This window comes from Mesorhizobium sp. WSM4822 (assembly GCF_055811155.1).
In genome coordinates this window covers 169,444-191,729 of the sequence record NZ_JBVVQM010000003.1, presented here as the reverse complement: position 1 = coordinate 191,729, position 22,286 = coordinate 169,444, and the positions used below count along the sequence as shown (strand labels likewise).

The 22,286-nt window shown below is 62.1% G+C and carries 19 protein-coding genes and 1 pseudogene; 15 read left to right on the top strand and 5 right to left on the bottom strand.

The features are described from left to right. Positions 1–62 precede the first annotated feature (62 nt). Positions 63–1,313 carry a glycoside hydrolase family 5 protein gene (locus AC0L3E_RS08945; protein ID WP_128306862.1) on the bottom strand — a complete coding sequence of 417 codons (1,251 nt, stop codon included), beginning with the start codon at positions 1,311–1,313 and terminating at the stop codon, positions 63–65. Between the two features lie 57 nt (positions 1,314–1,370). Here AC0L3E_RS08945 and ybgC point away from each other — a divergent pair, with 57 nt between their 5' ends. The 10 genes and pseudogenes from ybgC (at position 1,371) to ftsH (ending at position 11,958) form a co-directional block, all read left to right on the top strand. Beyond that, entirely contained in the window at positions 1,371–1,841 is a 471-nt protein-coding gene (gene ybgC / locus AC0L3E_RS08940; protein ID WP_473604628.1) for a tol-pal system-associated acyl-CoA thioesterase, read from the top strand. A gap of 421 nt (positions 1,842–2,262) precedes the next feature. Beyond that, entirely contained in the window at positions 2,263–2,973 is a 711-nt protein-coding gene (tolQ, locus tag AC0L3E_RS08935; RefSeq protein ID WP_013529145.1) for a protein TolQ, read from the top strand. Between the two features lie 10 nt (positions 2,974–2,983). After that, positions 2,984–3,436: a protein TolR gene (tolR, locus tag AC0L3E_RS08930; protein ID WP_023811855.1), complete on the top strand. Its 453-nt coding sequence runs from the start codon at positions 2,984–2,986 to the stop codon at positions 3,434–3,436. A 7-nt stretch (positions 3,437–3,443) separates the two neighbouring features. After that, positions 3,444–4,601 (top strand): TonB family protein, encoded by a 1,158-nt coding sequence (locus tag AC0L3E_RS08925; protein WP_127380662.1) that lies wholly within the window; start codon positions 3,444–3,446, stop codon positions 4,599–4,601. Between the two features lie 40 nt (positions 4,602–4,641). Further along, the gene (gene tolB, locus AC0L3E_RS08920) at positions 4,642–5,952 is read left to right on the top strand and encodes a Tol-Pal system beta propeller repeat protein TolB (protein ID WP_127270138.1); all 1,311 of its coding nucleotides are present in this window, start codon (positions 4,642–4,644) and stop codon (positions 5,950–5,952) included. 36 nt (positions 5,953–5,988) lie between these two features. Continuing rightward, positions 5,989–6,255 (top strand): annotated as a pseudogene (locus AC0L3E_RS08915) (four helix bundle protein); the annotation flags it as partial. Between the two features lie 356 nt (positions 6,256–6,611). Continuing rightward, positions 6,612–7,118: a peptidoglycan-associated lipoprotein Pal gene (pal, locus tag AC0L3E_RS08910; protein WP_013529149.1), complete on the top strand. Its 507-nt coding sequence runs from the start codon at positions 6,612–6,614 to the stop codon at positions 7,116–7,118. A 224-nt stretch (positions 7,119–7,342) separates the two neighbouring features. Then, positions 7,343–8,452: a tol-pal system protein YbgF gene (ybgF, locus tag AC0L3E_RS08905; protein ID WP_127327632.1), complete on the top strand. Its 1,110-nt coding sequence runs from the start codon at positions 7,343–7,345 to the stop codon at positions 8,450–8,452. 57 nt (positions 8,453–8,509) lie between these two features. Beyond that, positions 8,510–9,904, top strand: a complete 1,395-nt coding sequence (gene tilS, locus AC0L3E_RS08900; RefSeq protein WP_128306859.1) for a tRNA lysidine(34) synthetase TilS — start codon at positions 8,510–8,512, stop codon at positions 9,902–9,904. Between the two features lie 125 nt (positions 9,905–10,029). Beyond that, positions 10,030–11,958, top strand: coding sequence for an ATP-dependent zinc metalloprotease FtsH (gene ftsH / locus AC0L3E_RS08895; protein ID WP_023811859.1), 1,929 nt, complete (start codon positions 10,030–10,032; stop codon positions 11,956–11,958). A 248-nt stretch (positions 11,959–12,206) separates the two neighbouring features. On the opposite strand, the gene AC0L3E_RS08890 is transcribed toward ftsH, so the two are convergent. Further along, complete coding sequence (locus AC0L3E_RS08890) at positions 12,207–12,659, bottom strand: hypothetical protein (RefSeq protein WP_128306858.1); 453 nt, start codon at positions 12,657–12,659, stop codon at positions 12,207–12,209. Between the two features lie 242 nt (positions 12,660–12,901). Beyond that, positions 12,902–13,738, bottom strand: a complete 837-nt coding sequence (locus AC0L3E_RS08885) for a hypothetical protein (RefSeq protein ID WP_473604627.1) — start codon at positions 13,736–13,738, stop codon at positions 12,902–12,904. A gap of 367 nt (positions 13,739–14,105) precedes the next feature. Between AC0L3E_RS08885 and glmM the strand changes: the two genes are divergently transcribed. The 5 genes from glmM (at position 14,106) to serA (ending at position 20,587) form a co-directional block, all read left to right on the top strand. Continuing rightward, positions 14,106–15,458 carry a phosphoglucosamine mutase gene (gene glmM / locus AC0L3E_RS08880; RefSeq protein ID WP_127267139.1) on the top strand — a complete coding sequence of 451 codons (1,353 nt, stop codon included), beginning with the start codon at positions 14,106–14,108 and terminating at the stop codon, positions 15,456–15,458. Positions 15,459–15,729: 271 nt separating this feature from the next. After that, on the top strand, positions 15,730–16,566 hold the full coding sequence (locus AC0L3E_RS08875) for an outer membrane protein (RefSeq protein WP_127267138.1): 837 nt from the start codon (positions 15,730–15,732) through the stop codon (positions 16,564–16,566). A gap of 209 nt (positions 16,567–16,775) precedes the next feature. After that, entirely contained in the window at positions 16,776–17,540 is a 765-nt protein-coding gene (locus AC0L3E_RS08870; RefSeq protein ID WP_127267137.1) for an outer membrane protein, read from the top strand. Between the two features lie 202 nt (positions 17,541–17,742). Next, a complete protein-coding gene (locus AC0L3E_RS08865) occupies positions 17,743–18,918 on the top strand; it encodes a phosphoserine transaminase (protein ID WP_127267136.1) in 1,176 nt (391 codons plus the stop codon). A 67-nt stretch (positions 18,919–18,985) separates the two neighbouring features. Continuing rightward, positions 18,986–20,587, top strand: a complete 1,602-nt coding sequence (gene serA, locus AC0L3E_RS08860) for a phosphoglycerate dehydrogenase (protein ID WP_127267135.1) — start codon at positions 18,986–18,988, stop codon at positions 20,585–20,587. Between the two features lie 56 nt (positions 20,588–20,643). Here serA and AC0L3E_RS08855 read toward each other — a convergent pair whose 3' ends face one another. Together AC0L3E_RS08855 and AC0L3E_RS08850 are read right to left on the bottom strand one after the other, a co-directional pair. Then, a complete protein-coding gene (locus AC0L3E_RS08855) occupies positions 20,644–21,108 on the bottom strand; it encodes a DUF2231 domain-containing protein (protein WP_127327665.1) in 465 nt (154 codons plus the stop codon). Positions 21,109–21,259: 151 nt separating this feature from the next. Further along, the gene (locus AC0L3E_RS08850) at positions 21,260–22,165 is read right to left on the bottom strand and encodes a DMT family transporter (protein WP_473604626.1); all 906 of its coding nucleotides are present in this window, start codon (positions 22,163–22,165) and stop codon (positions 21,260–21,262) included. Positions 22,166–22,286 lie beyond the last annotated feature (121 nt).

The window sequence follows — 22,286 nt, the reverse complement described above, 5'->3', positions numbered from 1 at the left end:
CATTGCGTCGGTACGTTTTTTGAATGCGCCCGGAATCTTCTCGGTCGATCTTGGCTGAGCGATCAATGCAGCCCGCGGATCACGTCCATCACATCCGGCTCGGCCTTGTCGTCATTGAAGGCGTCGACGATGCCGAAGGCGCCGCCATAACTCCACACCGACCATGAGAAGCCATGTGCTTCGGCACGCCCGATCATGTCCCTGATATAGGCGGCCCGGTACTCGGCGGGCATCACATAGGAATTGCCATATTCCTGGCGGATCATGCCGAACTCGCCCAGCGAGATGTTTTCCGGCTTGACGCCGTTGGCCTTCGCCCATGCCTCGACCTTTTTGAACGGCGCATCCATCAAGCCGAGCAGCTTGTCGAGGCTGTCCATGCTGGCGACCTGTTCGTCGAGATAGGCAAGCAGGCCGCTCTGCCGTGTCCACGGCGCCTCGGCCTTGATCCTGGCGCGGATGGTGTCGAGCGTCACGTCGAGCTGTGCCTTGGGCACCGCGCTCAGCGGGTAAGGCAGGCCGGTCACGTAGGGGATGAAGTCGCCGGCCCAGGTCGCTCCCTGATGGGTGAGCAGGAACGGATCGTAGGAATGGAATGTCCAGATGACATTGTCATCAGGGATCGTCTTCGGATCTATCTTTTCCAGCGAGTTCGCCGCGGAATAGCATGCGCCGGTCAGCACTAGTGTCAGTTTCGTCGCCGAGGATCGCGCCGCGGCGAACAGTTTGCGCTGGCGGTCCGGCCACAGGCTGGTGCCGTCGCTGTCGCAGTCGACGATCGGTTCGTTCATCGGCTCGAAGGCAACCTGGGTGGGGTCTTCGCCGGCCAGCGTGCGGGCCATCTTGCGGACCATCTCGACATAGGCGTCGAAGGTCCGCGGGTCGTCCATCACTTGCGCCATGCCGATCTTGCGGCTGCCGCCGGCAGGGATCAGGTGCATGTCGACGACGACCTTCAGGCCGGCGCGGTTGATCATGCGCACGGAGTCCAGCACGCTGGCATAGAGGTCGTCACGCAAGGCCACGGTCTGGTCGGATAGGAAAGGCGAAGGATCGACCGGCATGCGCAGGAAATCGAGGCCGGCATCCTTCAGCGCCTTGAGGTCGTTCTCCCCAAGGAATTTCCGCCATTCCGGATAGGGCAGGATGGCTTTGGCGTCGCCCCACTGGTCTTCGCCGGGCCATGTGACCCATTGGTCGAGGTTGAGGCCGCGCTTCATCGAGAATGTCGCGGCCTGGCCAGGCAGCGCCGAAGCCACGAGCACGAACAGCGCCGCCGTCAAACTCTTGATCATCGCCGTCAACAGTGCCATCCGATGTTATGTTCCGCGGGAAACTGGTGCCTCGTCGGGGCTGAAAAAGGAAGTGCAATGGGCGATCATGGTGAATCGGCGACGCTGCTGGCCGGGCTTTCCGGCGCGCTGACGGCGTTCGGCCACCGGCTGATGGTGCGGGTCTATTATGCCGACACCGATTTCTCCGGCGTCGTCTACCATGCGCGCTATCTCGAATTCTTCGAACGCGGTCGCTCCGACTATCTCCGGCTGACCGGCGTGCACCACACAGAGCTTGCCGATGGCAGGCATGGCGAAAGAATAGTCTGGGTGGTGCGCCGCATGGAGATCGACTTTCGCGGCCCCGCCCGCATCGATGACATCCTGACGGTCGACACCCGCACCGAGGAGATTTCCGGCGCGCGCATCTTCATGGCGCAGCAGCTCAAGCGTGGCGACGAACTGCTGGTCGAGGCCAAGGTCGAAGCGGCGATCATCGGTGAGAATGGCCGCCCAAGGCGTTTTCCCAGAGAATGGGTGGCGGCATTCATGCCTAGGGTGTGCTGAGATTCAGGTGATGCCGACCTGCAAACAGCAGCTCCTGCGCTTCCCCGTTCTACCGCATCGCGGTAGAACTGTGCTCACGTACGAAAAGTACGCTCCGCTCCGGTTCTCGGGATCTACCGTTTTCGGCTTGGCCTGACCTGAATCTCAGCACACCCTAGGCGCAGCCATTGAATTGATGGCCTTGCCATTGGGCGTGGCAATGCGCCGCGCCTTATATACTAACCCATCCTTAACCATAACGGTTCATGAAGAGATTGGTGAAGATTGGCGTTATCGAACGCCTTCCTTTCACCAATATTTGCCCCGAAAAGGCCGATAACGGCACAGTTTGGGGTTGTTCCGGTAGCTTCGTGCGAACCGACCACAAGGGATGCCAGGGGCCAGCCGCCAGCTTCGCCCGGAAAATCTTAAGGACGTAACGATGGAAAATATCGCACTCGCCGACCCGGGCGCGCAATTGTCGGTTTGGTCGCTGTTCGTTTCGGCCAGCTGGGTTGTCAAGCTGGTCATGATCGGCCTGCTCTGCGCCTCGGTCTGGACCTGGGCGATCATCGTCGACAAGCTGGTTTCCTATGCCCGCATGCGGCTGGCGCTCAACCGGTTCGAACAGGTGTTCTGGTCGGGGCAGTCGCTGGAGGAGCTCTACCGCACGCTCGCCGACCGCAAGACCACCGGCATGGGCGCCATTTTCGTCGCGGCCATGCGCGAGTGGAAGAAGAGTTTCGAGAAGGGCGCCAAGTCGCCGCTCGGCCTGCAGACCCGCATCGACAAGGCGATGGACCTGGCGCTGACCCGCGAGATGGAAAAGCTGGAAGGCCGCCTCGGTTTCCTCGCCACCACCGGCTCGGCGGCACCTTTCATCGGCCTGTTCGGCACCGTCATCGGCATCATGACCTCGTTCCAGGCGATCGCCGGCTCCAAGAACACCAGTCTCGCCGTGGTTGCGCCCGGCATTGCCGAAGCGCTGCTGGCGACGGCCATCGGCCTGCTGGCCGCCATTCCGGCCGTCATCGCCTACAACAAGTTGTCGTCCGACGCGAGCAAGATAGCCGTGCGCATGGAAGGGTTCTCCGACGAGTTCTCCGCCATACTCTCGCGCCAAATCGATGAAAAAGTGGCCCCCAAGGCCTGAGGAGTAGCAGATGGGTATGTCCATGGGCATGGGAGGACGCGGCGGGCGCGGCCACAGGCGGCGCGGCCGTCACCATGCGCTGATGTCCGAGATCAACGTCACGCCGATGGTCGACGTGATGCTGGTGCTGCTGATCATCTTCATGGTCGCCGCACCGATGCTGACGGTCGGCGTGCCGATCGACCTGCCGGATACGCAGGCCAAGGCGATGAATGCCGACACGCAGCCGATCACCGTCTCGATCAACGCCGCCGGCCAGATCTATCTGCAGGAAACCGAGATCCCGATCGAGGAGCTGGTGGCCAAGCTGCAGGCGATCTCGAAGACCGGCTATGAGGAGCGCATCTTCATCCGCGGCGACAAGTCCACCGACTATGGCACGGCGATGAAGGTAATGGCCCGCATTTCGGCCGCTGGCTACAAGAACATCGGCTTGGTTTCACTGCAGGAACAGGACCAATAGACGCGCGATGAAGACCGGCCTCACCACATCGGTGATCTTGCATACGGCGGCGCTGACCTTCGGCCTGTTCACGCTGACGGCGCCGGCGGCACTTCCGTCGTCCGACGTCGAGTCGGTGGCGGTCGATATCGTGCCCATGGAAGCCATTGCGCAGACGTTGCAGGGCGACAAGAAGGCCGTGATGCATGAAAAGCCGGCACCTGTGCCGACGCAGCGCCCGGACATCGTTCCGGACGCGCAGAAGGTCGGCGAGAACAGCGTCGACACCGACAAGCCGATAACGCCGGAAGCCAAGCCGAAGCCCGTCGACATGACCTCGGCTCCGCCGCCCGCGCCGACCCCGATCGAAAAGCCGAAGCCCGAGGACGTGCCGAAGCCGCAGGAGAAGCCCAAGCCCACCCCGGCAACGGAAGTGGCGCCGGCGCCGACGCCCAAGGAAGAGGTCAAGCCCGAGCCGGTCAAGCAGGCCGACCCCAAGCCGACACCGGCCAAGCCGGCGCCAACCCCGCCACCGCAGGACAAGACTGCTGCCATCGATCCGACGCCCGAGGTCAAGCCTGACGCCGTCGCTGAAGCCATAGCGCAGGAGCCGCCCGCCGAGGCGACGCAGCTGCCGGATTCCGCTCCCGCGCCGGAAGCGCGGCCGAAGCCGCAGCCGGCGCAGGCCGAAAGCGCCAAGGCGCCGGAACGCAAGAACGCCGACAAGCCGGTCAAGGAAGCGTCGTCGAAGCCGAAGTCCGATGACAAGCAATTCAACGCCGACGAGATCTCCGCGCTCCTCGACAAGCAGAAACCATCCGGCGGTGGCGCCAAGCGCTCGACCCAGCAGGCGTCGCTCGGCGGCGACAAGGATCAGGGCCAGAAGCTTTCCAGGTCCGAAATGGGTGCTCTGGAAAGCCAGCTTGGCGGCTGCTGGACCCTTCCCGCGGGCCTTGAAGGTTCCGAGAACTTCGTCGTCGTGGTGCGGTTCAACCTGGATGGCTCCGGCAAGCTGGATGGACGCCCGGCGGTCGAAACGTCGAGCGGAAACCGCCAGTTTGACGAAAGTGCCGTTCGTGCGGTGCAAAAATGCGATGTCACTGGCCTGCAAGTTCCCGCCGGCAAGCAGGACATCTGGGCCGACGTCCGCGTCACCTTCGATCCAAGGGAGATGCTGGGCCTCTAAGGCCCGGGTATCCGGAAATCAGTACGAGAAGCGAGAAGACATGAAATCAATCCTCAAGCCGCTCCTGATGGTCGCAGCAATGGCGATGGGCATGACCGCTGCCAGCACATTGCCGGCGCTGGCGCTGGTCGAGCTCAACGTCAACAAGGGCAATGTCGAGCCGCTGCCGATCGCCATCACGGATTTCCAGGGCGGCGACGCGCTTGGGGCGCAGATTTCGCAGATCGTCACCGCCGATTTGAAGCGTTCGGGTCTGTTCGCGCCGATCGACAAGAGCGCCTTTATCGAGAAGATCACCAACCCCGATGCAGCACCGCGCTTCGACGACTGGAAGGTGATCAACGCGCAGGCGCTGGTCACCGGCAGCGTCAGCAAGGAAGCCGACGGCCGCATCCGCGCCCAGTATCGGTTGTGGGATACCTTTGCCGGCCAGCAGATGGCTGGCGAGCAGTTCTTCGCCAACGACGCCAATCAGCGGCGCGTCGCCCACATCATCGCCGACGCCATCTATGAGCGGCTGACCGGCGAAAAAGGCTATTTCGACACCCGCGTCGTCTTCATCGACGAATCCGGCGCCAAGAATGCGCGCAAGAAGCGCCTCGCGATCATGGACCAGGACGGCGCCAATGTGCGCTATCTCTCGGACGGCAGGTCGATCGTGCTGACGCCGCGTTTCTCGCCGAACCGGCAGGAAATCACCTACATGTCCTATGAAAGCGGCCAGCCGCGGGTCTACCTGCTGCAGATCGAAACGGGGCAGCGCGAACTGGTCGGCAACTTTCCGGGCATGACCTTTGCGCCGCGCTTTTCGCCCGACGGCCAGAAGGTGATCATGAGCCTGCTGCGCGACGACGGCAATTCCAACATCTTCGCCATGGACCTGCGCAGCCGCTCGACGACGAGGCTGACCAACTCGACCGCCATTGACACCTCGCCGTCCTATTCGCCCGATGGCAGCAAGGTGGTGTTCACCTCCGACCGTGGCGGCCGCGCGCAGATCTACGTGATGGGAGCCGACGGCTCGGGCCAGACCCGCATTTCCTTTGGCGACGGCGTCTATTCGACGCCGGTATGGTCGCCGCGCGGGGACCTCATCGCTTTCACCAAGCAGACCGGCGGCGAATTCCAGATCGGCGTCATGAAGACCGACGGCTCGGGCGAGCGCATCCTGTCCTCCGGCTTCCAGCAGGAGGGGCCGACCTGGGCGCCGAATGGCCGCGTGCTGATGTTCTTCCGCGATTCCGCCGGCGGCCCCAAACTGGTTTCGGTCGATCTGACCGGACGCAACGAGCAATCGATCCCGACGGCGAACTTCGCTTCGGACCCGGCCTGGTCGCCGCTGCTTGAATAGAGGAATTGAGGAACTGGGGAATTGAAGAACTGAAGAATGGAGAAGGCGGGCGGCTACATTAATCGCGCGAAGGATCTAGAGGTATACAAACGCGCTTATGTGATTTCTCTTGACGTCCATAAAGCTACGCTCGCTTTCCCGAAAATGGAGCAATACGCACTGGCTGATCAGTTGCGTCGCTCCAGCAAAGGAATCTGCGCCAATTTGGCTGAGGGATTTGCCAAGCAGACTCACTCCAAACCCGAATTCGCGCGGTTCATTTCGATGGCAATGGGGTCATGCAGCGAGGTGGAGACGTGGATTTCCTATGCGTTCGACCTTGGATACATCAGCCAGGCACAACACGACGATTGGCTGCGATCCTATGCCCCATATCTACGGCATGCTGATCAATCTGAGAGAAAAGCTGAAGTGAATTCTCTCTTCAGTTCCTCAATTCCCCAACTCTTCAATTCCTCATTTCCATCTCTTTGTCGCGTTTTGGCCGTATTTACGCCTAGGGTCCGCGTGAAATGTGGCTTCAGGCCAACGGGCTGCGGACGGGCAGCTTAAAGCAAAATTAACCGTGTTTCTTGAATGCCGGTTAACCCAAACGTGGTTACTGGGTGATCAACGAAATCACTCAAATTAGATCACTCGAAATACGAAGGAGAGGCGGCATGGGCCGTATTGCAGCACTTACCAGAAACCCGGTCATGATCGCGCTGGTGGCGATGCTCGCCATCGCAGGTTGCGCCTCGAAGAAGACGCCGAACAACGCGGCCGATCTTGGCCTTAACGGCGCCGGCGCGGCGACGCCCGGATCGGCGCAGGACTTCACCGTCAACATTGGCGACCGCATCTTCTTCGATACGGACTCGACCTCGATCCGTGCCGACGCGCAGACGACGCTCTCGCGCCAGGCGCAGTGGCTGAACCAGTACAAGCAGTATGCCATCGTCGTCGAAGGCCATGCCGACGAACGCGGCACACGTGAATACAATTTGGCGCTCGGCGCCCGCCGCGCCGCCGCCACCCGCGACTTCCTCGTTGCCAAGGGCGTTTCGGCCAGCCGTCTCAAGACCATTTCCTACGGCAAGGAACGTCCGGTCGCGGTGTGCGACGACATCTCCTGCTGGTCGCAGAACCGCCGCGCGGTCACCACGCTTAGCGGCGCTGGCTCCTGAAGCATCATGCAGCCGACCGGCGCGTCAAGAACGGCGGCCGTCTAGCGGTAAAAATGCAACATACCTGTGCGAAAGGCGGCCCTGGGGGCCGCCTTTTTCACATCCGGATGCCCGAAACAAAATTTGGCCGAAGTCTCGGCTCCTGCTATGAGCCGAGGGCGCTTGGCTGGTCCCATGCTGATTGGAAGGCGCGAACAAGCTAACGAAATCACTGCGAGAGGCACATGCATTTGAGATCGGTTCTGAGCGGCACGCTTGCGCTGCTGCTCCTATCAGGCGTCACCGCCCTGGCCAGCGGCACCGGGGCGAGCGGCACGGGGCAATCAACCGACAGCGGCTTTACCTTCCATCTTCCCAGTATCGAATTGCCCAGCCTTTTCGGTCAAAAGAAGAAACCAGACCAGGTTCAGCTGGTGCAATCCGATCCTGCCGCTGTCACCAGCCTGGAAGAGCAGCTGCGGCAGATGAACGGCAAGATCGAGGAACTCAATTTCCAGGTCCTGCAGATGCAGGAGCAGATCCGCAAGCAGCAGGAAGACAATGAATTCCGCTTCCAGCAGCTGGAAGGCGGCGGCACGCAAGGCGGGCAGCCGCCGGCGCAGAAGAAATCGGACGCCACCACCGGCACCGACAACGATGTGGCGGCGGCCCCGGCAATACGGGCGCCGGCCGATGCCGGCGCCGCGCCCGCCAACGATCAATCGGCAGGCGGCAAGACGGTCGAGGATGTCATCGTCGAATCTCCCGACGGCGACCCCGGAAAGGTTATTCCCGGTACGGGAGCGCCGGAAAAGAATTTCGGCACCATCACCGTCGACAAGAACGGCAATGTGATCGATGCCGGCGGCAACACGCAATCGACCGCGCCGGCGCAGGACACCGCGCCAGTCGCCGGGGCGGCGCCCAAGGCCGGAAAATCCGATACGGTGGTCGCGGCGTTGCCCGCCACCAACAACCCGGAAGAGCTTTACCGCAACTCCTACCAGTTCATCCTCTCGGGCGACTACGGCACCGCCGAGCAAGGTTTTCGCGATCACATCGCCCGCTTCCCCAAGGATGCGAAGGCGGCGGACGCGCATTACTGGCTGGGCGAGTCATTGCTCGGCCAGCAGAAATACCGCGACGCGGCCGAGACGTTCCTTGCCGCCAGCAAGGACTACCCCAAGGCCAAGAAAGCTCCCGACATGTTGCTGAAGCTCGGCGTGTCGCTGGTCGGCCTCAAGCAGCATGACGTTGCCTGCGCCACCTTCAGCGAGGTCGGCAAGCGCTACCCCGATATTTCCAGTGCGCTCAAGGAACGCGTCAAGCAGGAGAAGGCTCTGGCTGCCTGCTGATCCTTGTCCTACATGTCGTTGTCCTGAAACCGGGATCACTTTTGGGCGACATGCATTATGCTCGACAACGAGCCGGACCTTTCGACTAACCCTTTTTCGCATATCGATTTTACCAGCGGCGCTGTTGCGGCCGTGTCCGGCGGCAGCGACTCGACCGCCCTGCTCCTTCTTCTCAAGCACCATCTCGACTGCACGGCGCCGGCAACCAGGCTGCTTGCGGTGACGATCGACCACGGTTTGCGGTCCGGTTCGGCTGCGGAAGCGCAAACAGTGGCGAAGCTGTGCGCCAGACTCGGAATTTCACACCGCATCCTGACATGGTCGGGCCCCAAGCCATCGACCGGCCTGCCCGCGGCTGCTCGCGAGGCGCGCTACCGGCTGCTGGCCGAGGCGGCACAAGCCGAAGGCATCGGCCTGATCCTCACCGGCCATACCGCCGATGACCAGGCAGAGACGGTGCTGATGCGGCAAGCGCGCGAAGAAGGATTGGCGCGGGACGGGGGCCAAGGCCATGCCGAAATGGCAGGCCGGGGACTTGCCGGCATGGCGCCGGCCACCTTGTATGACTGGCGCGAGTGGATCGTTCGGCCGCTTCTCGGGTTGCGGCGCGAGGCGCTGCGCGACGTCCTGCGGCGTGAGAATGTCGGCTGGGCCGACGACCCCACCAATATCGACGCGGCCTTCGAGCGGCCGCGTGTGCGGGCCGCCCTTGCCGACAGCAACGGTGCGCAGCGCATCGACGATGCACTGGCGCTGGCCGCGCATGAGGGCCGCGCGCGCAGTCAACTCGGCCTCGCCGCCGCAAGTTTGATCGGCGATTTCGCGACCAGGCTGTCCTGCGGGCTCATTCGTCTTGATCCGCTCTTGCTGAACACAGGCGACGAGCGAGCGGCCGTCTATGCGTTGCGTATCCTGCTGGCCATGACCGGCGGAATTGCCTTCTTGCCGGATCAGGCCCGCAGCGAGGCTCTGTTCGGTCGGCTGAGGGCTGGATTTCTTTGCGCCACATTGTCGCGGACGGTTGTCGATTCCCGGCGCTCCGGCATCTTCCTGCGCCGCGAGGCGCGCGGCCTGCCCGCCGCCGCAACCCTTACTGGCAGCACCATGTGGGATGGCCGCCGGCGCATCACATTGAACGACAGCAGCAGCGCATTGTTGATTGCCCCGCTAGGCATGGCAGCGGCGAAGCGGCTGGCGACGGGCCAAGGAAAAGCCCCGCCGAGCCTGATGCGCGCCGCGCTCGCGGCCGAACCGGCGTTGTGGCACGCCGGGGAATGCCTTGGTTTGCCTGGATATGGACTGAAGTCTGCGATGATGGAAGTGCGGCCGGTCGTTACCCCCTTTGCCCGCTTCCTGCCTTCGTTCGACCTGGCGCCGGCGCAGGCCGTCGCCGGGCTGATTGGCGCGGCCCCGGTCCCGCCCTTGCCTTTCAGCGGCCATAGTGCCGGCTGATGGTTGCGCGAAAGCTTAACCCAGACGTGCTGTTATGCTTGGCAAGGGGAGGTGCTCTCCCTATGTTAGGCGCAAGTTTCCTCTTATGACGCGTGTCCGCCCCGCGGACGCCAACGGGACAATTGATGAATCCGAACTATCGCAACCTCGCGCTCTGGGCGATCATAGCGGTCCTGCTCATAGCCCTGTTCAATCTGTTCCAGACGCCGCAGACGCGAGGGGCTTCCAGCGATGTGCCTTATTCGCAGTTCCTGCAGGATGTCGCGGCGGGCCGGGTCAAGACGGTAACCATCGCGGGCGCCCGCATCAGCGGCACCTACACCGACAATGCCAGCGGCTTCCAGACCTATTCGCCCGGCGATCCTTCGCTGGTCTCGCGGCTGCAGGACAAGAACGTCACCATCAATGCGCGGCCTGAAACAGACGGTTCCAATTCGCTGTTCGGCTATTTGATCTCTTGGCTGCCGATGATCCTAATCCTCGGCGTCTGGATATTCTTCATGCGCCAGATGCAGTCCGGCTCCGGCCGCGCGATGGGCTTTGGCAAGTCGAAGGCCAAGTTGCTCACCGAAGCCCATGGTCGCGTCACCTTCCAGGACGTTGCCGGCGTCGACGAAGCCAAGGAAGATCTGGAGGAGATCGTCGAGTTCCTGCGCGATCCGCAGAAATTCCAGCGGCTCGGCGGCAAGATTCCGCGCGGCGTGCTGCTCGTCGGCCCTCCGGGAACCGGCAAGACGCTGCTCGCCCGCTCGGTTGCCGGCGAAGCCAATGTGCCGTTCTTCACCATTTCCGGTTCTGACTTCGTCGAGATGTTCGTCGGCGTCGGCGCAAGCCGCGTCCGCGACATGTTCGACCAGGCCAAGAAGAACGCGCCCTGCATCATCTTCATCGACGAAATCGACGCTGTCGGCCGTCATCGCGGCGCCGGCCTCGGCGGCGGCAATGACGAACGCGAGCAGACGCTGAACCAGCTGCTGGTCGAGATGGACGGTTTCGAGTCCAACGAAAGCATCATCCTGATCGCTGCCACCAACCGGCCCGACGTGCTCGACCCGGCACTCCTGAGGCCAGGCCGCTTCGACCGCCAGGTCGTGGTGCCGAACCCTGACATCGTCGGCCGCGAGAAGATCCTCAAGGTGCATGTGCGCAACGTGCCGCTGGCGCCCAATGTCGACCTCAAGGTGATCGCGCGCGGTACGCCGGGCTTTTCCGGCGCCGACCTGATGAACCTTGTCAACGAATCCGCGCTGATGGCGGCACGGCGCAACAAGCGCCTCGTCACCATGGCCGAATTCGAGGACGCCAAGGACAAGATCATGATGGGCGCCGAGCGCCGCTCGTCGGCCATGACCCAGGCCGAGAAGGAACTGACCGCCTACCATGAGGCCGGCCACGCCATTCTCGCGCTCAACGTGCCATCGGCCGATCCGCTGCACAAGGCCACGATCATCCCACGCGGTCGCGCGCTCGGCATGGTCATGCAGTTGCCCGAAGGCGACCGCTATTCGATGAGCTACAAATACATGATCTCGCGTCTCGCCATCATGATGGGCGGCCGCGTCGCCGAGGAGTTCAAGTTCGGCAAGGAAAACATCACCTCGGGTGCCTCTTCGGATATCGAGCAGGCGACCAAGCTGGCGCGCGCCATGGTCACGCGTTGGGGCTTTTCCGACAAGCTCGGCCATGTCGCCTATGGCGACAACCAGGAAGAAGTGTTCCTTGGGCATTCCGTGGCCCGCACGCAGAACGTCTCGGAAGAAACGGCGCAGATCATCGATGCCGAAGTGCGCCGCCTGATCGATGAGGCCTATTCGTCGGCGAAGTCCATCCTGACCAAGAAGAAGAAGGAATGGATCGCGCTGGCGCAGGGCCTGCTGGAATACGAGACGCTGTCCGGCGAGGAGATCAAGCAGTTGATCGCCGGCCACAAGCCTGCGCGCGACCTTGGCGACGACACGCCGCCCAGCCGTGGCTCGGCCGTGCCGAAGTCCGGCGGCCGGCGAAAGAAGGGTCCTGAGCCCGAAGGCGGCATGGAACCGCAGCCATCGAGTTGAGCTTGACCACTGATTTCATCGAACGCCGCGGCTTGCTCCGCGGCGTTTTTTGTTTTTGGCGTTGAGGAGGAGTTGTCCGCGACCTCGCATCTGCGACGGTGACGATTGGCGAAAGCCTAGGTGATAGCCAATCTCCCCCCGCAAGGGGGGAGATTGGCAACGTCGCCGCTGGCGTGCCCTCGAAGGCAACAAAAAGGCCCGCGAACCCTGCGGTTCGCAGGCCTTCTCTTCTTCAGATGCCTTGTCGCTCAGCTCTTCAGCTTGGCATTGCACAGGCTGTAATAACCGCCGCCCTTCTGGATCCAGCGAAGGCCGTTCAACGTGCCCGCGTCCTTGTTGCCATGGTAGCCCTGCAGACAGGTCTTCATGCGCGCCTTCGCGGGCTTTTCGGTCTTGAACTCGGCGGCCAGCGTGGTCGGGAATGTCACGCCCGCGGGCGCTACAGTGGGGGCGACCGCCGCGCTGGTTTCCTTTTTCGTCTGCGGCTCGGTTTTGACCGTATCCTCGCTGACACTGTCCGCTGCTGATGTCGCGCACTTCTCCTTGCGAAAAGCCGTCCAGTCCATGCCGTTCAGAGTGCCGCCTTCCTTGGCTGTTCGATAGGTCTCGCCGCATTCCTTCATCGTCAGTGCGCTTGCGGGGGCGACGCTCCAAGCGACAAATGCGGTCGCAGCCAATACCGCCAATTTCAAAGTGTGCATAAGACCCTCCTGGTTGATAATAAGTTTGGCGTCTTTTTGTATATGGTTTGTTCTCTATATGTTCAACCAGAATCTTTACGGACTACCGATGAGCTTGGCGGTGGGCAGTGTAGGCGAATTGATGATGCCAGCAGCCCGGCGACATGCAGATGCGAGCAAGGCAGCGTGCGTCTTCGCGCAACAAAAAAGGCCCGCGCATCTTGCGATGCGCGGGCCTTTGTTTGGAGACTATGGCTAAGCGATCAGCCCTTCAGCTTGGCATTGCACAGGCTGTAGAAGCCGCCGCCCTTCTGGATCCACTTCAGGCCGCCGAGCGCGTTGGCGTCCTTGAGGACATAGTACTGGTCGAGGCAGGTGTGCATGCGGCCCTTTCCGGGGGTCTCGCTGGCATATTTCGCCGAGATCGCGGACGGGAACTTGACGCCCTTGGGCGCAGCCGTCGTCGGCTTCGCCGGCTCCTTGGTGTAGCTGGCCTCGTCGGCGGCCGGCACCGTGTCGTCATCCGATGCGCCGGCGCCGCATTCGGTCTTGCGGAAGTCGTTCCACTTCATGCCCTTCAGCGTGTTGGCCGTCTTGGCGGCCTGATACTTGGTGCTGCATTCGGCCATGCTCAGACCCTTGCCGTCGGCGGGGGCCGCGGCAGCCTTGGTGGTTGCCGGCTTGGCGGCGGCAGCGGCGGATGCACCGGCGGCGCATTCGGACTTGCGGAAGTCGTTCCACTTCATGCCGTTCAGCGTGCCGGCAGCCTTCGCCGCCTGGTATTTGGTGCTGCATTCCTTCGCCGTCAGGCCCTTGGCCGTACTGTCGTCCGCAGCGGCGGCAGCCTTGGCCGCCTTGGCCGGCTTCGTCTCGGCAGCCTTCGTGGTATCGGCCGGCTTGGCGGCGGTCGTCGCGGCGGCGTCGGTGCCGCACTGAGCCTTGCGGAACTGGTTCCAGGTCGCGCCGGCGAGTGTCCCCGCATCCTTGGCGGCGTTGTATTTCGTGCTGCACTCGGCCATCGTCAGTGCGTTGGCTGGCGCGGCCAGGAACAAGGTCGCGACGGCGAGGCCGGTCAAAGTGGCAAGTCGGTGGATGAGCATAGCGTTTCTCCGTTGCAGCAGCCCATGATACGTCCCTGCAAATCAATATCGCTCAACGGGCGGTTGCGCCAGATGCTAAGTGGCGTATATATCGCCGAAAACCGGTTTCTCCCGATAAGGTGATGAAATCGTTGTTTGTTGCCTGGTCCAAAGCAAGATTTTCCTGGTGCATCCGCGCTGAAGGGCTCGCATGACTTGTATATTGCAACATGGCAGTCTGGGCATGTCAGGTTGCGGCCACATGTGTGCAGTGCACAACAATGGTTTTCTAAGGATTGGTAACGTATAATCACACAATGTGATCATAGCGCCCTGGCCAATTGTGGCATGACGTGCCGGGGAAGAAACGTCGAGGAAGCTGACTAGCATGGCAGGGAATTATTTCGGCACGGACGGCATTCGCGGACGCGCCAACAAGTTTCCGATGACGGCTGAAATCGCTATGCGGGTCGGCATGGCCGCCGGCCTTTCCTTCCAGCGCGGCAGCCATCGACATCGTGTCGTGCTCGGCAAGGACACCAGGCTTTCCGGCTATATGATCGAGAATGCCATGGTCGCCGGTCTTTGTGCCGCCGGCATGGACGTGTTCCTGCTCGGCCCGATCCCGACGCCGGCTGTCGCCATGCTGGTGCGTTCGCTGCGCGCCGATATCGGCGTCATGATCTCGGCCTCGCACAACCCCTATTACGACAACGGCATCAAGCTGTTCGGACCCGACGGCTACAAGCTCTCCGACGAAATCGAGGAGCGCATCGAGAGCATGCTCGACAAGGATATCGAACTGGCGCTCGCCGATTCCGACGGGCTTGGCCGCGCCAAGCGCGTCGACGGGGTGCATGACCGCTACATCGAATTCGCCAAGCGCACCTTGCCGCGCTCGATGTCGCTCGCCGGCTTGAGGATCGTTGTCGATTGCGCCAATGGCGCGGCCTACAAGGTGGCGCCCGAGGCGCTGTGGGAACTGGGCGCCGAAGTCGTCGCCATCAATGTCGAGCCCAACGGCTTCAACATCAACAAGGAATGCGGCTCGACCCATCCGGCCGGCCTGCAAAAGAAGGTGCACGAAGTGCGCGCCGACATCGGCATCGCGCTCGACGGCGACGCCGATCGTGTCGTTATCGTCGATGAAAACGGCGCGATCGTCGATGGTGACCAGATCATGGCGCTGATCGCCGAATCCTGGCACCAGAGCGGGCGGCTTGCCGGCGGTGGTGTCGTCTCAACCGTGATGTCCAATCTGGGCCTCGAACGCTTCCTCGGCGACATGAAGCTGCAATTGCACCGCACCAAGGTCGGCGACCGTTATGTCGTCGAGCATATGCGTGCGCATGGCTTGAATGTCGGCGGCGAACAGTCGGGTCATATCGTGCTGTCCGACTTTTCGACGACCGGCGACGGCCTGGTCTCGGCGCTGCAGGTGCTCGCCTGCATCAAGCGGCAGGGGCGGCCGGTCAGCGAACTGTCGAAGAAATTCGAACCCGTGCCGCAACTCCTGAAGAACGTCCACATTTCCGGCGGCAAGCCGCTTGAGGAGGCGCCGGTCAAGGCCGCCATCGAAGACGCCCGCAACCGCCTCGGCAAGACCGGACGGCTGGTTATCCGGCCATCAGGGACAGAGCCGCTGATCCGCGTGATGGCCGAAGGCGACGACCCGCAACTGGTCGAGTCCGTGGTCAATGGCATAGTGGACATCATCTCGGAAACGCGCAGCGCCGCTTGATCCCAGCGCGTCCAGCAGGACGTGGATCTGACAACCAGGCGCGCCGCGCTCCCTTAACCGGTCCAAGGCCCGCCCCTCGGCGGGCTTTTTCTTGTCAGCCGCCACTTTGTTCGGTGTCCGTAAATCTCGCGCCTATCCCTAGAAGTTTCGAGATTCGTGGTTAAGCAACAGGGTTAAACGCCTTTTAACCTTTGCAATTCATTATCCACGACTGAAAGCCAATCGCATTTCGGGCGGGTTCGCCGTTCCGAGCTTCTCAGGGGTGACAAGCATGTTCAAGACAGCAAGAAAGGCCCTGCTCGCCTTCCTGTTCGCAGGGTTGGCAGGGCCGTTGTTCGCGGCCGATCTGCCGGAGCCGATGGTTGAAGAGGCTCCGCCTCAGGCCATCTACGAGCAGCCGGTCGAGGTCGGCGGCTGGTATATCCGCGGCGATATCGATTATCACAAGTCGACCGTGCGCGGCATCGACTATATGACCTACACCGTCGATCCCTGTAACTGTACGGTCACGCCCGGCACCAGAAGTTTCGATTTCGGCAAGCTCAAGGGCGGTTTCTCGCTCGGTGCCGGCGTTGGTTACAAGATCAACGACCACTTCCGGACCGACCTGACGGCCGACTATTGGTTCAAGTCGAACTTCAACGGCGGCACCTCGGACATCAACGGTACTTCGACCGAAGTTTCGAAGATGAGCGCCCTGCTGCTGCTTGCCAACGCCTATGTCGATCTCGGCACCTACCATGGCATCACGCCTTACGTTGGCGCCGGCATCGGCGGCGCCCGCGTCAAGTGGGATGATGTCTACGACCCGAACACCACCGAGTTCAATCCCGGCAGATCAAGCTGGCGTTTCGCCTACGGTCTGATGGCCGGCGCTTCGTACTGCCTGACCGACAAGATCATTCTCGATGCCGGCTACCGCTTCTCCCATATTCAGGGCGGCCGCATGTTCGACTGGAACATCACCAGCTCCGGTCCCGGCTTCGATCGTGGCATCAACACGCACGAAGTGCGCGGTGGCCTGCGCTACCAGTTCGGTGGCAGCAACGGTTGCGCCGCGCCGGTCGTTGCCTACCAGCCCGAACCCGAGCCGATCTACACCAAGTAACAGCATCTACATTACTTGCATTCTTCACAAACCGCCCGGCCTCAGCCGGGCGGTTTTTCGTTGGGCCGCCTGGAATCGACAGGGGAAATGAATTCGCTAACGCTCTGTTAGCCTTAACCGGCACTTAACCACTATGGTTAACAATGCTCCTTGAAACGATGGCTGCCGCTGCGAATTGCGGGCTGCGCCAAATTCGGGAGTCGGGGACCATGAAACTTACATCGCGTATGGCGCTGGCGCTCGGTGCACTGGCCTTCCTGCCGCTGACGCCGGTGCACGCGGCCGACTACGATCCGCCGATCTATGTCGACCAGGCGCCCGACTACGTCCCGGTCGAGGTCGGTTCCGGCTGGTATCTGCGCGGCGACGTCTCCTATCTGGCGCAGAAGAGCTTCGACAATCATGATTTCGCCACCGAAACCGCTGCCTTCAGCGACAAGGAAGATCCGATCTTTGCCAGCATCGGCTTCGGCTACCATTTCAACGACTATCTGCGCGCCGACCTCAATCTCGGCTATCTGCCCGGCAACGAGATCGGCGTCGGCTATGACGATTCAGCGACTGCCGCAGAGCCGACCGTAGCGTCGGCATCCCTTAAGAACTACGCCTTGTCGGGCATACTCAACGGCTATGTCGATCTTGGCACCTATGTCGGCATCACACCCTATCTCGGCGCCGGTATCGGCATCGTCCGCAGCAAGCGCACCCTGTCGGCAAGCTATTTCACCGACAATGGCGACGACACGGACGATTTTGCTGTAAGTGACAGCAAGACCCAGTACTCGCTGGCCTACACGCTGAATGCGGGCCTCGCCTATCAGGTATCGAAGAACGTTTCCGTCGACCTGGGCTATCAGTATTTCTCCGCCCCGGACGCCGAATATGTAGCCGCCGAGAGCCTAGATTCCTATCCGATCCGCAAGGGGATTAGCAATCATCAGGTCAAGCTTGGGCTGCGCTACGATCTCTGGTAGGCGCAGCGAGCATGTGGATCAGAACGGCGGATCTTTCGGGGTTCGCCGTTTGCGTTTGAAGTCACGACATCCTGATCGGGGATCGCCGGTATCCCGACAGCGACAAAAACTTTCCTCTTGACGCCTGAAGTCTGAACGCATATCGCCGTCCGTGGGCCACCCCTCCCCAACGAGGGGCCACTATCTGGAAGGATAGACCACGATGACGACGCATACGAAGCCCGGACTCCGTCCGGCAAACCCCAATTTTTCCTCAGGTCCCTGTGCAAAACGTCCCGGCTGGTCGGTCGAGGCGCTGAACAATGCCGCGCTCGGCCGTTCCCACCGCGCCAAGATCGGCAAGACCAAGCTCGAACAGGCGATCGAGCTGACGCGGGAAATTCTCCAGGTCCCGGCGGGTTACCGCATCGGCATCGTGCCGGCATCGGACACCGGCGCCGTCGAGATGGCGCTGTGGTCGCTGCTCGGCGAGCGCGGCGTCGACATGGTCGCCTGGGAGAGCTTTGGCTCCGGCTGGGTCACCGACGTGGTCAAGCAGTTGAAGCTCGCCGACGTGCGCAAGATCGAAGCCGGCTACGGCGAACTGCCTGATCTCACCAAGATCGATTTCGACCGCGATGTGGTCTTCACCTGGAACGGGACCACGTCGGGCGTGCGCGTGCCGAACGGCGATTTCATTCCCGCGGACCGCAAGGGCCTGACCGTCTGCGATGCGACTTCCGCCGCATTCGCGCAGAGGCTCGACTTCGAAAAACTCGATGTCGTCACCTTCTCCTGGCAGAAGGTGCTGGGCGGCGAGGGCGCTCACGGCATGCTGATCCTGTCGCCTCGCGCCGTCGAGCGGCTGGAGACCTACAAGCCTTCATGGCCGCTGCCGAAAATCTTCCGCCTGACCTCGGGCGGCAAGCTGATCGAAGGCATCTTCAAGGGCGAGACCATCAACACCCCCTCGATGCTGTGCGTCGAGGATTACCTCGATGCGCTCAACTGGGCGAAGTCGACCGGCGGTCTCGACGCGCTGATCGCCAGGGCGGATGCCAATACGGCCGTCCTCGATCGCTTTGTCGGCAAATCCTCCTGGCTCGGTCATCTCGCCGTCCAGCCGGCGACACGGTCGAACACGTCCGTCTGCCTGTCCTTCACCGACCCGGACGTGTCCGCGCTCGACGCCGAGGGGCAGGCGGCTTTCGCCAAGGGGCTGGTGTCGGTGCTCGACAAGGAAGGCGTCGCCTACGATATCGGTGCCTATCGCGACGCACCGCCCGGCCTGCGCATCTGGTGCGGCGCGACGGTCGAGACGTCGGATCTCGAGGCGCTGCTGCCCTGGCTCGACTGGGCCTTCGCCGCGCAGAAGGCGTCGCTCAAAGCGGCGGCCTGAGATCATTCGCGGCGGCCTTCGGGCCGCCCATTCCCATTAGGATCAAATCCATTTCAAGGAGGCCGCCATGGCGCCCCGCGTTCTCGTCTCAGACAAACTCTCCCCCACCGCCGTGCAGATATTCAAGGATCGTGGCGTCGAGGTCGACTATCTGCCCGATCTCGGCAAGGACAAGGAAAAGCTCGCCGAAGTGATCGGCCAGTATGATGGCCTCGCCATCCGCTCGGCGACCAAGGTCACCGAAAAACTGATCAACGCCGCTACCAATCTCAAAGTCATCGGCCGTGCCGGCATCGGCGTCGACAATGTCGATATCCCGGCGGCAAGCCGCAAGGGCATCATCGTGATGAACACGCCGTTCGGCAATTCGATCACGACAGCCGAACATGCGGTGGCGATGATCTTCGCGCTTGCCCGCCAGATACCGGAAGCCAACGCTTCGACCCATGCCGGCAAATGGGAAAAGAACCGATTCATGGGCGTCGAGATCACTGGCAAGACGCTGGGCGTCATCGGCTGCGGCAACATCGGTTCGATCGTCGCGACGCGCGGCGTTGGCCTCAAGATGCACGTCATCGCGTTCGACCCGTTCCTGTCGGACAGCCGTGCCGAGGAGCTTGGCGTCGACAAGGTCGAGCTCGACGAACTGTTCGCCCGCGCCGATTTCATCACCCTGCACACGCCGCTGACCGACAAGACGCGCAACATCATCGATGCCGCGGCGATCGCCAAGATGAAGAAGGGCGTGCGCATCATTAACTGCGCTCGTGGCGGGCTGGTCGTCGAGGCCGACCTGATCGCGGCGCTGAAGAGCGGCAAGGTGGCAGGCGCCGGCGTCGACGTCTTCGAGGTCGAACCGGCCGAAAACAACGAACTGTTCGGCATGGAGAATGTGGTGGCGACGCCGCATCTCGGCGCCTCGACGACTGAGGCCCAGGAGAATGTCGCGCTGCAGGTTGCCGAGCAGATGGCCGACTATCTGATCAAGGGCGCCGTCTCCAACGCCATCAACATGCCGTCGATCACCGCCGAGGAAGCACCGCGGCTGAAGCCCTTCGTCAAGCTCGCCGAAGTGCTCGGCGCCTTCGTTGGCCAGGTCACCGAGGATCCGATCAAGGAGGTCGAGATCCTGTTCGACGGCTCGACCGCGACGATGAATACGCGCGCGCTGATCAGCGCCGCACTCGCCGGGCTGATCCGGCCTCAGGTCTCCGACGTCAACATGGTGTCGGCGCCGATCATGGTGAAGGAGCGCGGCATTATCGTCGCCGAGGTCAAGCGCGACAAATCGGGCGTGTTCGACGGCTACATCAAGCTTACGGTGAAGACCGAGCACATGACGCGCTCGATCGCCGGCACATGCTTCTCGGATGGCAAGCCACGCTTTATCCAGATCAAGGGCATCAACCTCGATGCCGAGGTCGGCCAGCACATGCTCTACACCACCAATGCGGACGCGCCGGGCATCATCGGCCTGCTCGGCACCGTCTGCGGCGAGAACGGCGTCAACATCGCCAACTTCCAGCTCGGCCGCAACCGCCCGGGCGGCGATGCCATAGCGCTGCTCTATCTCGACGCCCCGTTCCCGGAGGCCGTGCTGGAAAAGGTCAAGGCGCATAAGTCGATCGACTCGGCCAAGCGGCTGCAGTTCGACATCAACGCGATGTGATCGAGGACAGGCGGTCGCCGACCCCCTCGTTGAGGCCGGCCGCCGCGGCGGCCGGTTCAGGTCAACTCGTCGGATCCATCGGAGACAGCCACGCGATGTCGGTAGACCAGTTCCCAACCCTTCCAGCCCGTAAACAGCAGGATGAGAACCACGATCATCGATAGGACGATGCCGGTTGGCATCACGGCCGCCGCTCCGCCGGCATACCGCGAGTACCAGTTGTAAAGCTCGATCAACACGACGAGTACATTGCCGCCGGCATGGAGCCATGCCGTTGTGAGATTGCGGATCTGAACATCGCCGAGAACATCCGTCAGGCCAGCAAGCGCAGCCAGGGCTGCCATGATCAGGCCTGCGCCGAGAAGCCAAAGCGACCCGGTGACCCATCCGGGATCGGCTGTTCGCCAGAAGATAAGATCGCAAACGAAGGTGCCGACAAAAAAGGCAATCGGAAACGGAATCAGCATGGGATGGATAGGGTGACCGGCAATGCTTGCCGTGCTGCGAGGGTTGGGGCTCATCATGTCGCCTCCCTGCCGTTCAAACTCCGCTGGAGGTGAAATGTTCCAAGTGAGGACGCGGCAGGGTTTATGCCGCTGTTTCCGGGCCATTGGCTAGATCCATGCTGTTCGCGTGAATCGCTGCAACGGGGAGAGCGTCAGCCGCCACATGTCATCTGCGGTGGTCCGCCACCGCCATCTTGCGCCCGCTGTATTCGGCAAGCCCGATGCCGCCCAGCACGAGCACCAAAGCCAGTGCCTGATAGAGGTGGAACGTCTCGCCGACGATCAGCACCGACAGCAGCGTGCCGAAGATCGGCACCAGATTGATGAACAGGCCGGCGCGGTTGGCGCCGATCAGTTCGTTGCCTCTGATGTAGAAGATCTGCGAAACGACGGAGGCGCCGATCGCCGTATAGACGATGACGGTCCAGCCGCGCGCATCGGGCATGATGACCTTGCCGGCGACGACCTCCCACAGGAAGAACGGCAGCGAAGTGACGAGTGCCGCAACCGACAGGGCCAGCATCAGGCTCTGCCAGTGCATGATCGGCTTCAGCCGCAGCCCGACCGAATAGCCGCTGTAGAGAAACACGGCGACCAGCATGATGGCATCGCCGAAATTGAGTTCCAGCGTCAACAGCCGGCGCGGGTCGCCATGGCAGGCGGTGAGGATCACGCCGGCGATGGTCAGCACGACGCCGACAATCTGCGCCCAGTTCACACGCAGGCGGAAGAAGACGAAATTGGCAGTCATGATCAGGATCGGCATCGCCGCCTGTTCGATCGAGACATTGATTGCTGTCGTGTAGTTGAGCGCCGTGTAGAAGATGGTGTTGAACAGGGTGAAGCCGCTGGCGCCGAGGGCGACCAGCACGAACCAGTGCTTGCGGACGACCGGCCAGTCCTTCTGGATGGTCTTCCAGCCGATGGGCAGCATGATCGCCACGGCCAGCACCCAGCGCAGGAAGACCAGCGTCATCGGCGAAACGTGATCGACCGCCAGCTTGCCGGCCACCGAATTTCCGCCCCAGAGCAAGGTGGTGAGCAGCAGGAATATGTAGGCGCTTCGATGCATGCGGGATTCCAGTCGCCGGAGCTGCGGTGTTTGCCGGCCTATTGCCCTCGCTCGCCCAAGTAAATGATGTCAAAGCCGAAAATTGTTGTGCCTCAGGGCATTTTCGACGGCAAAGAAAGGT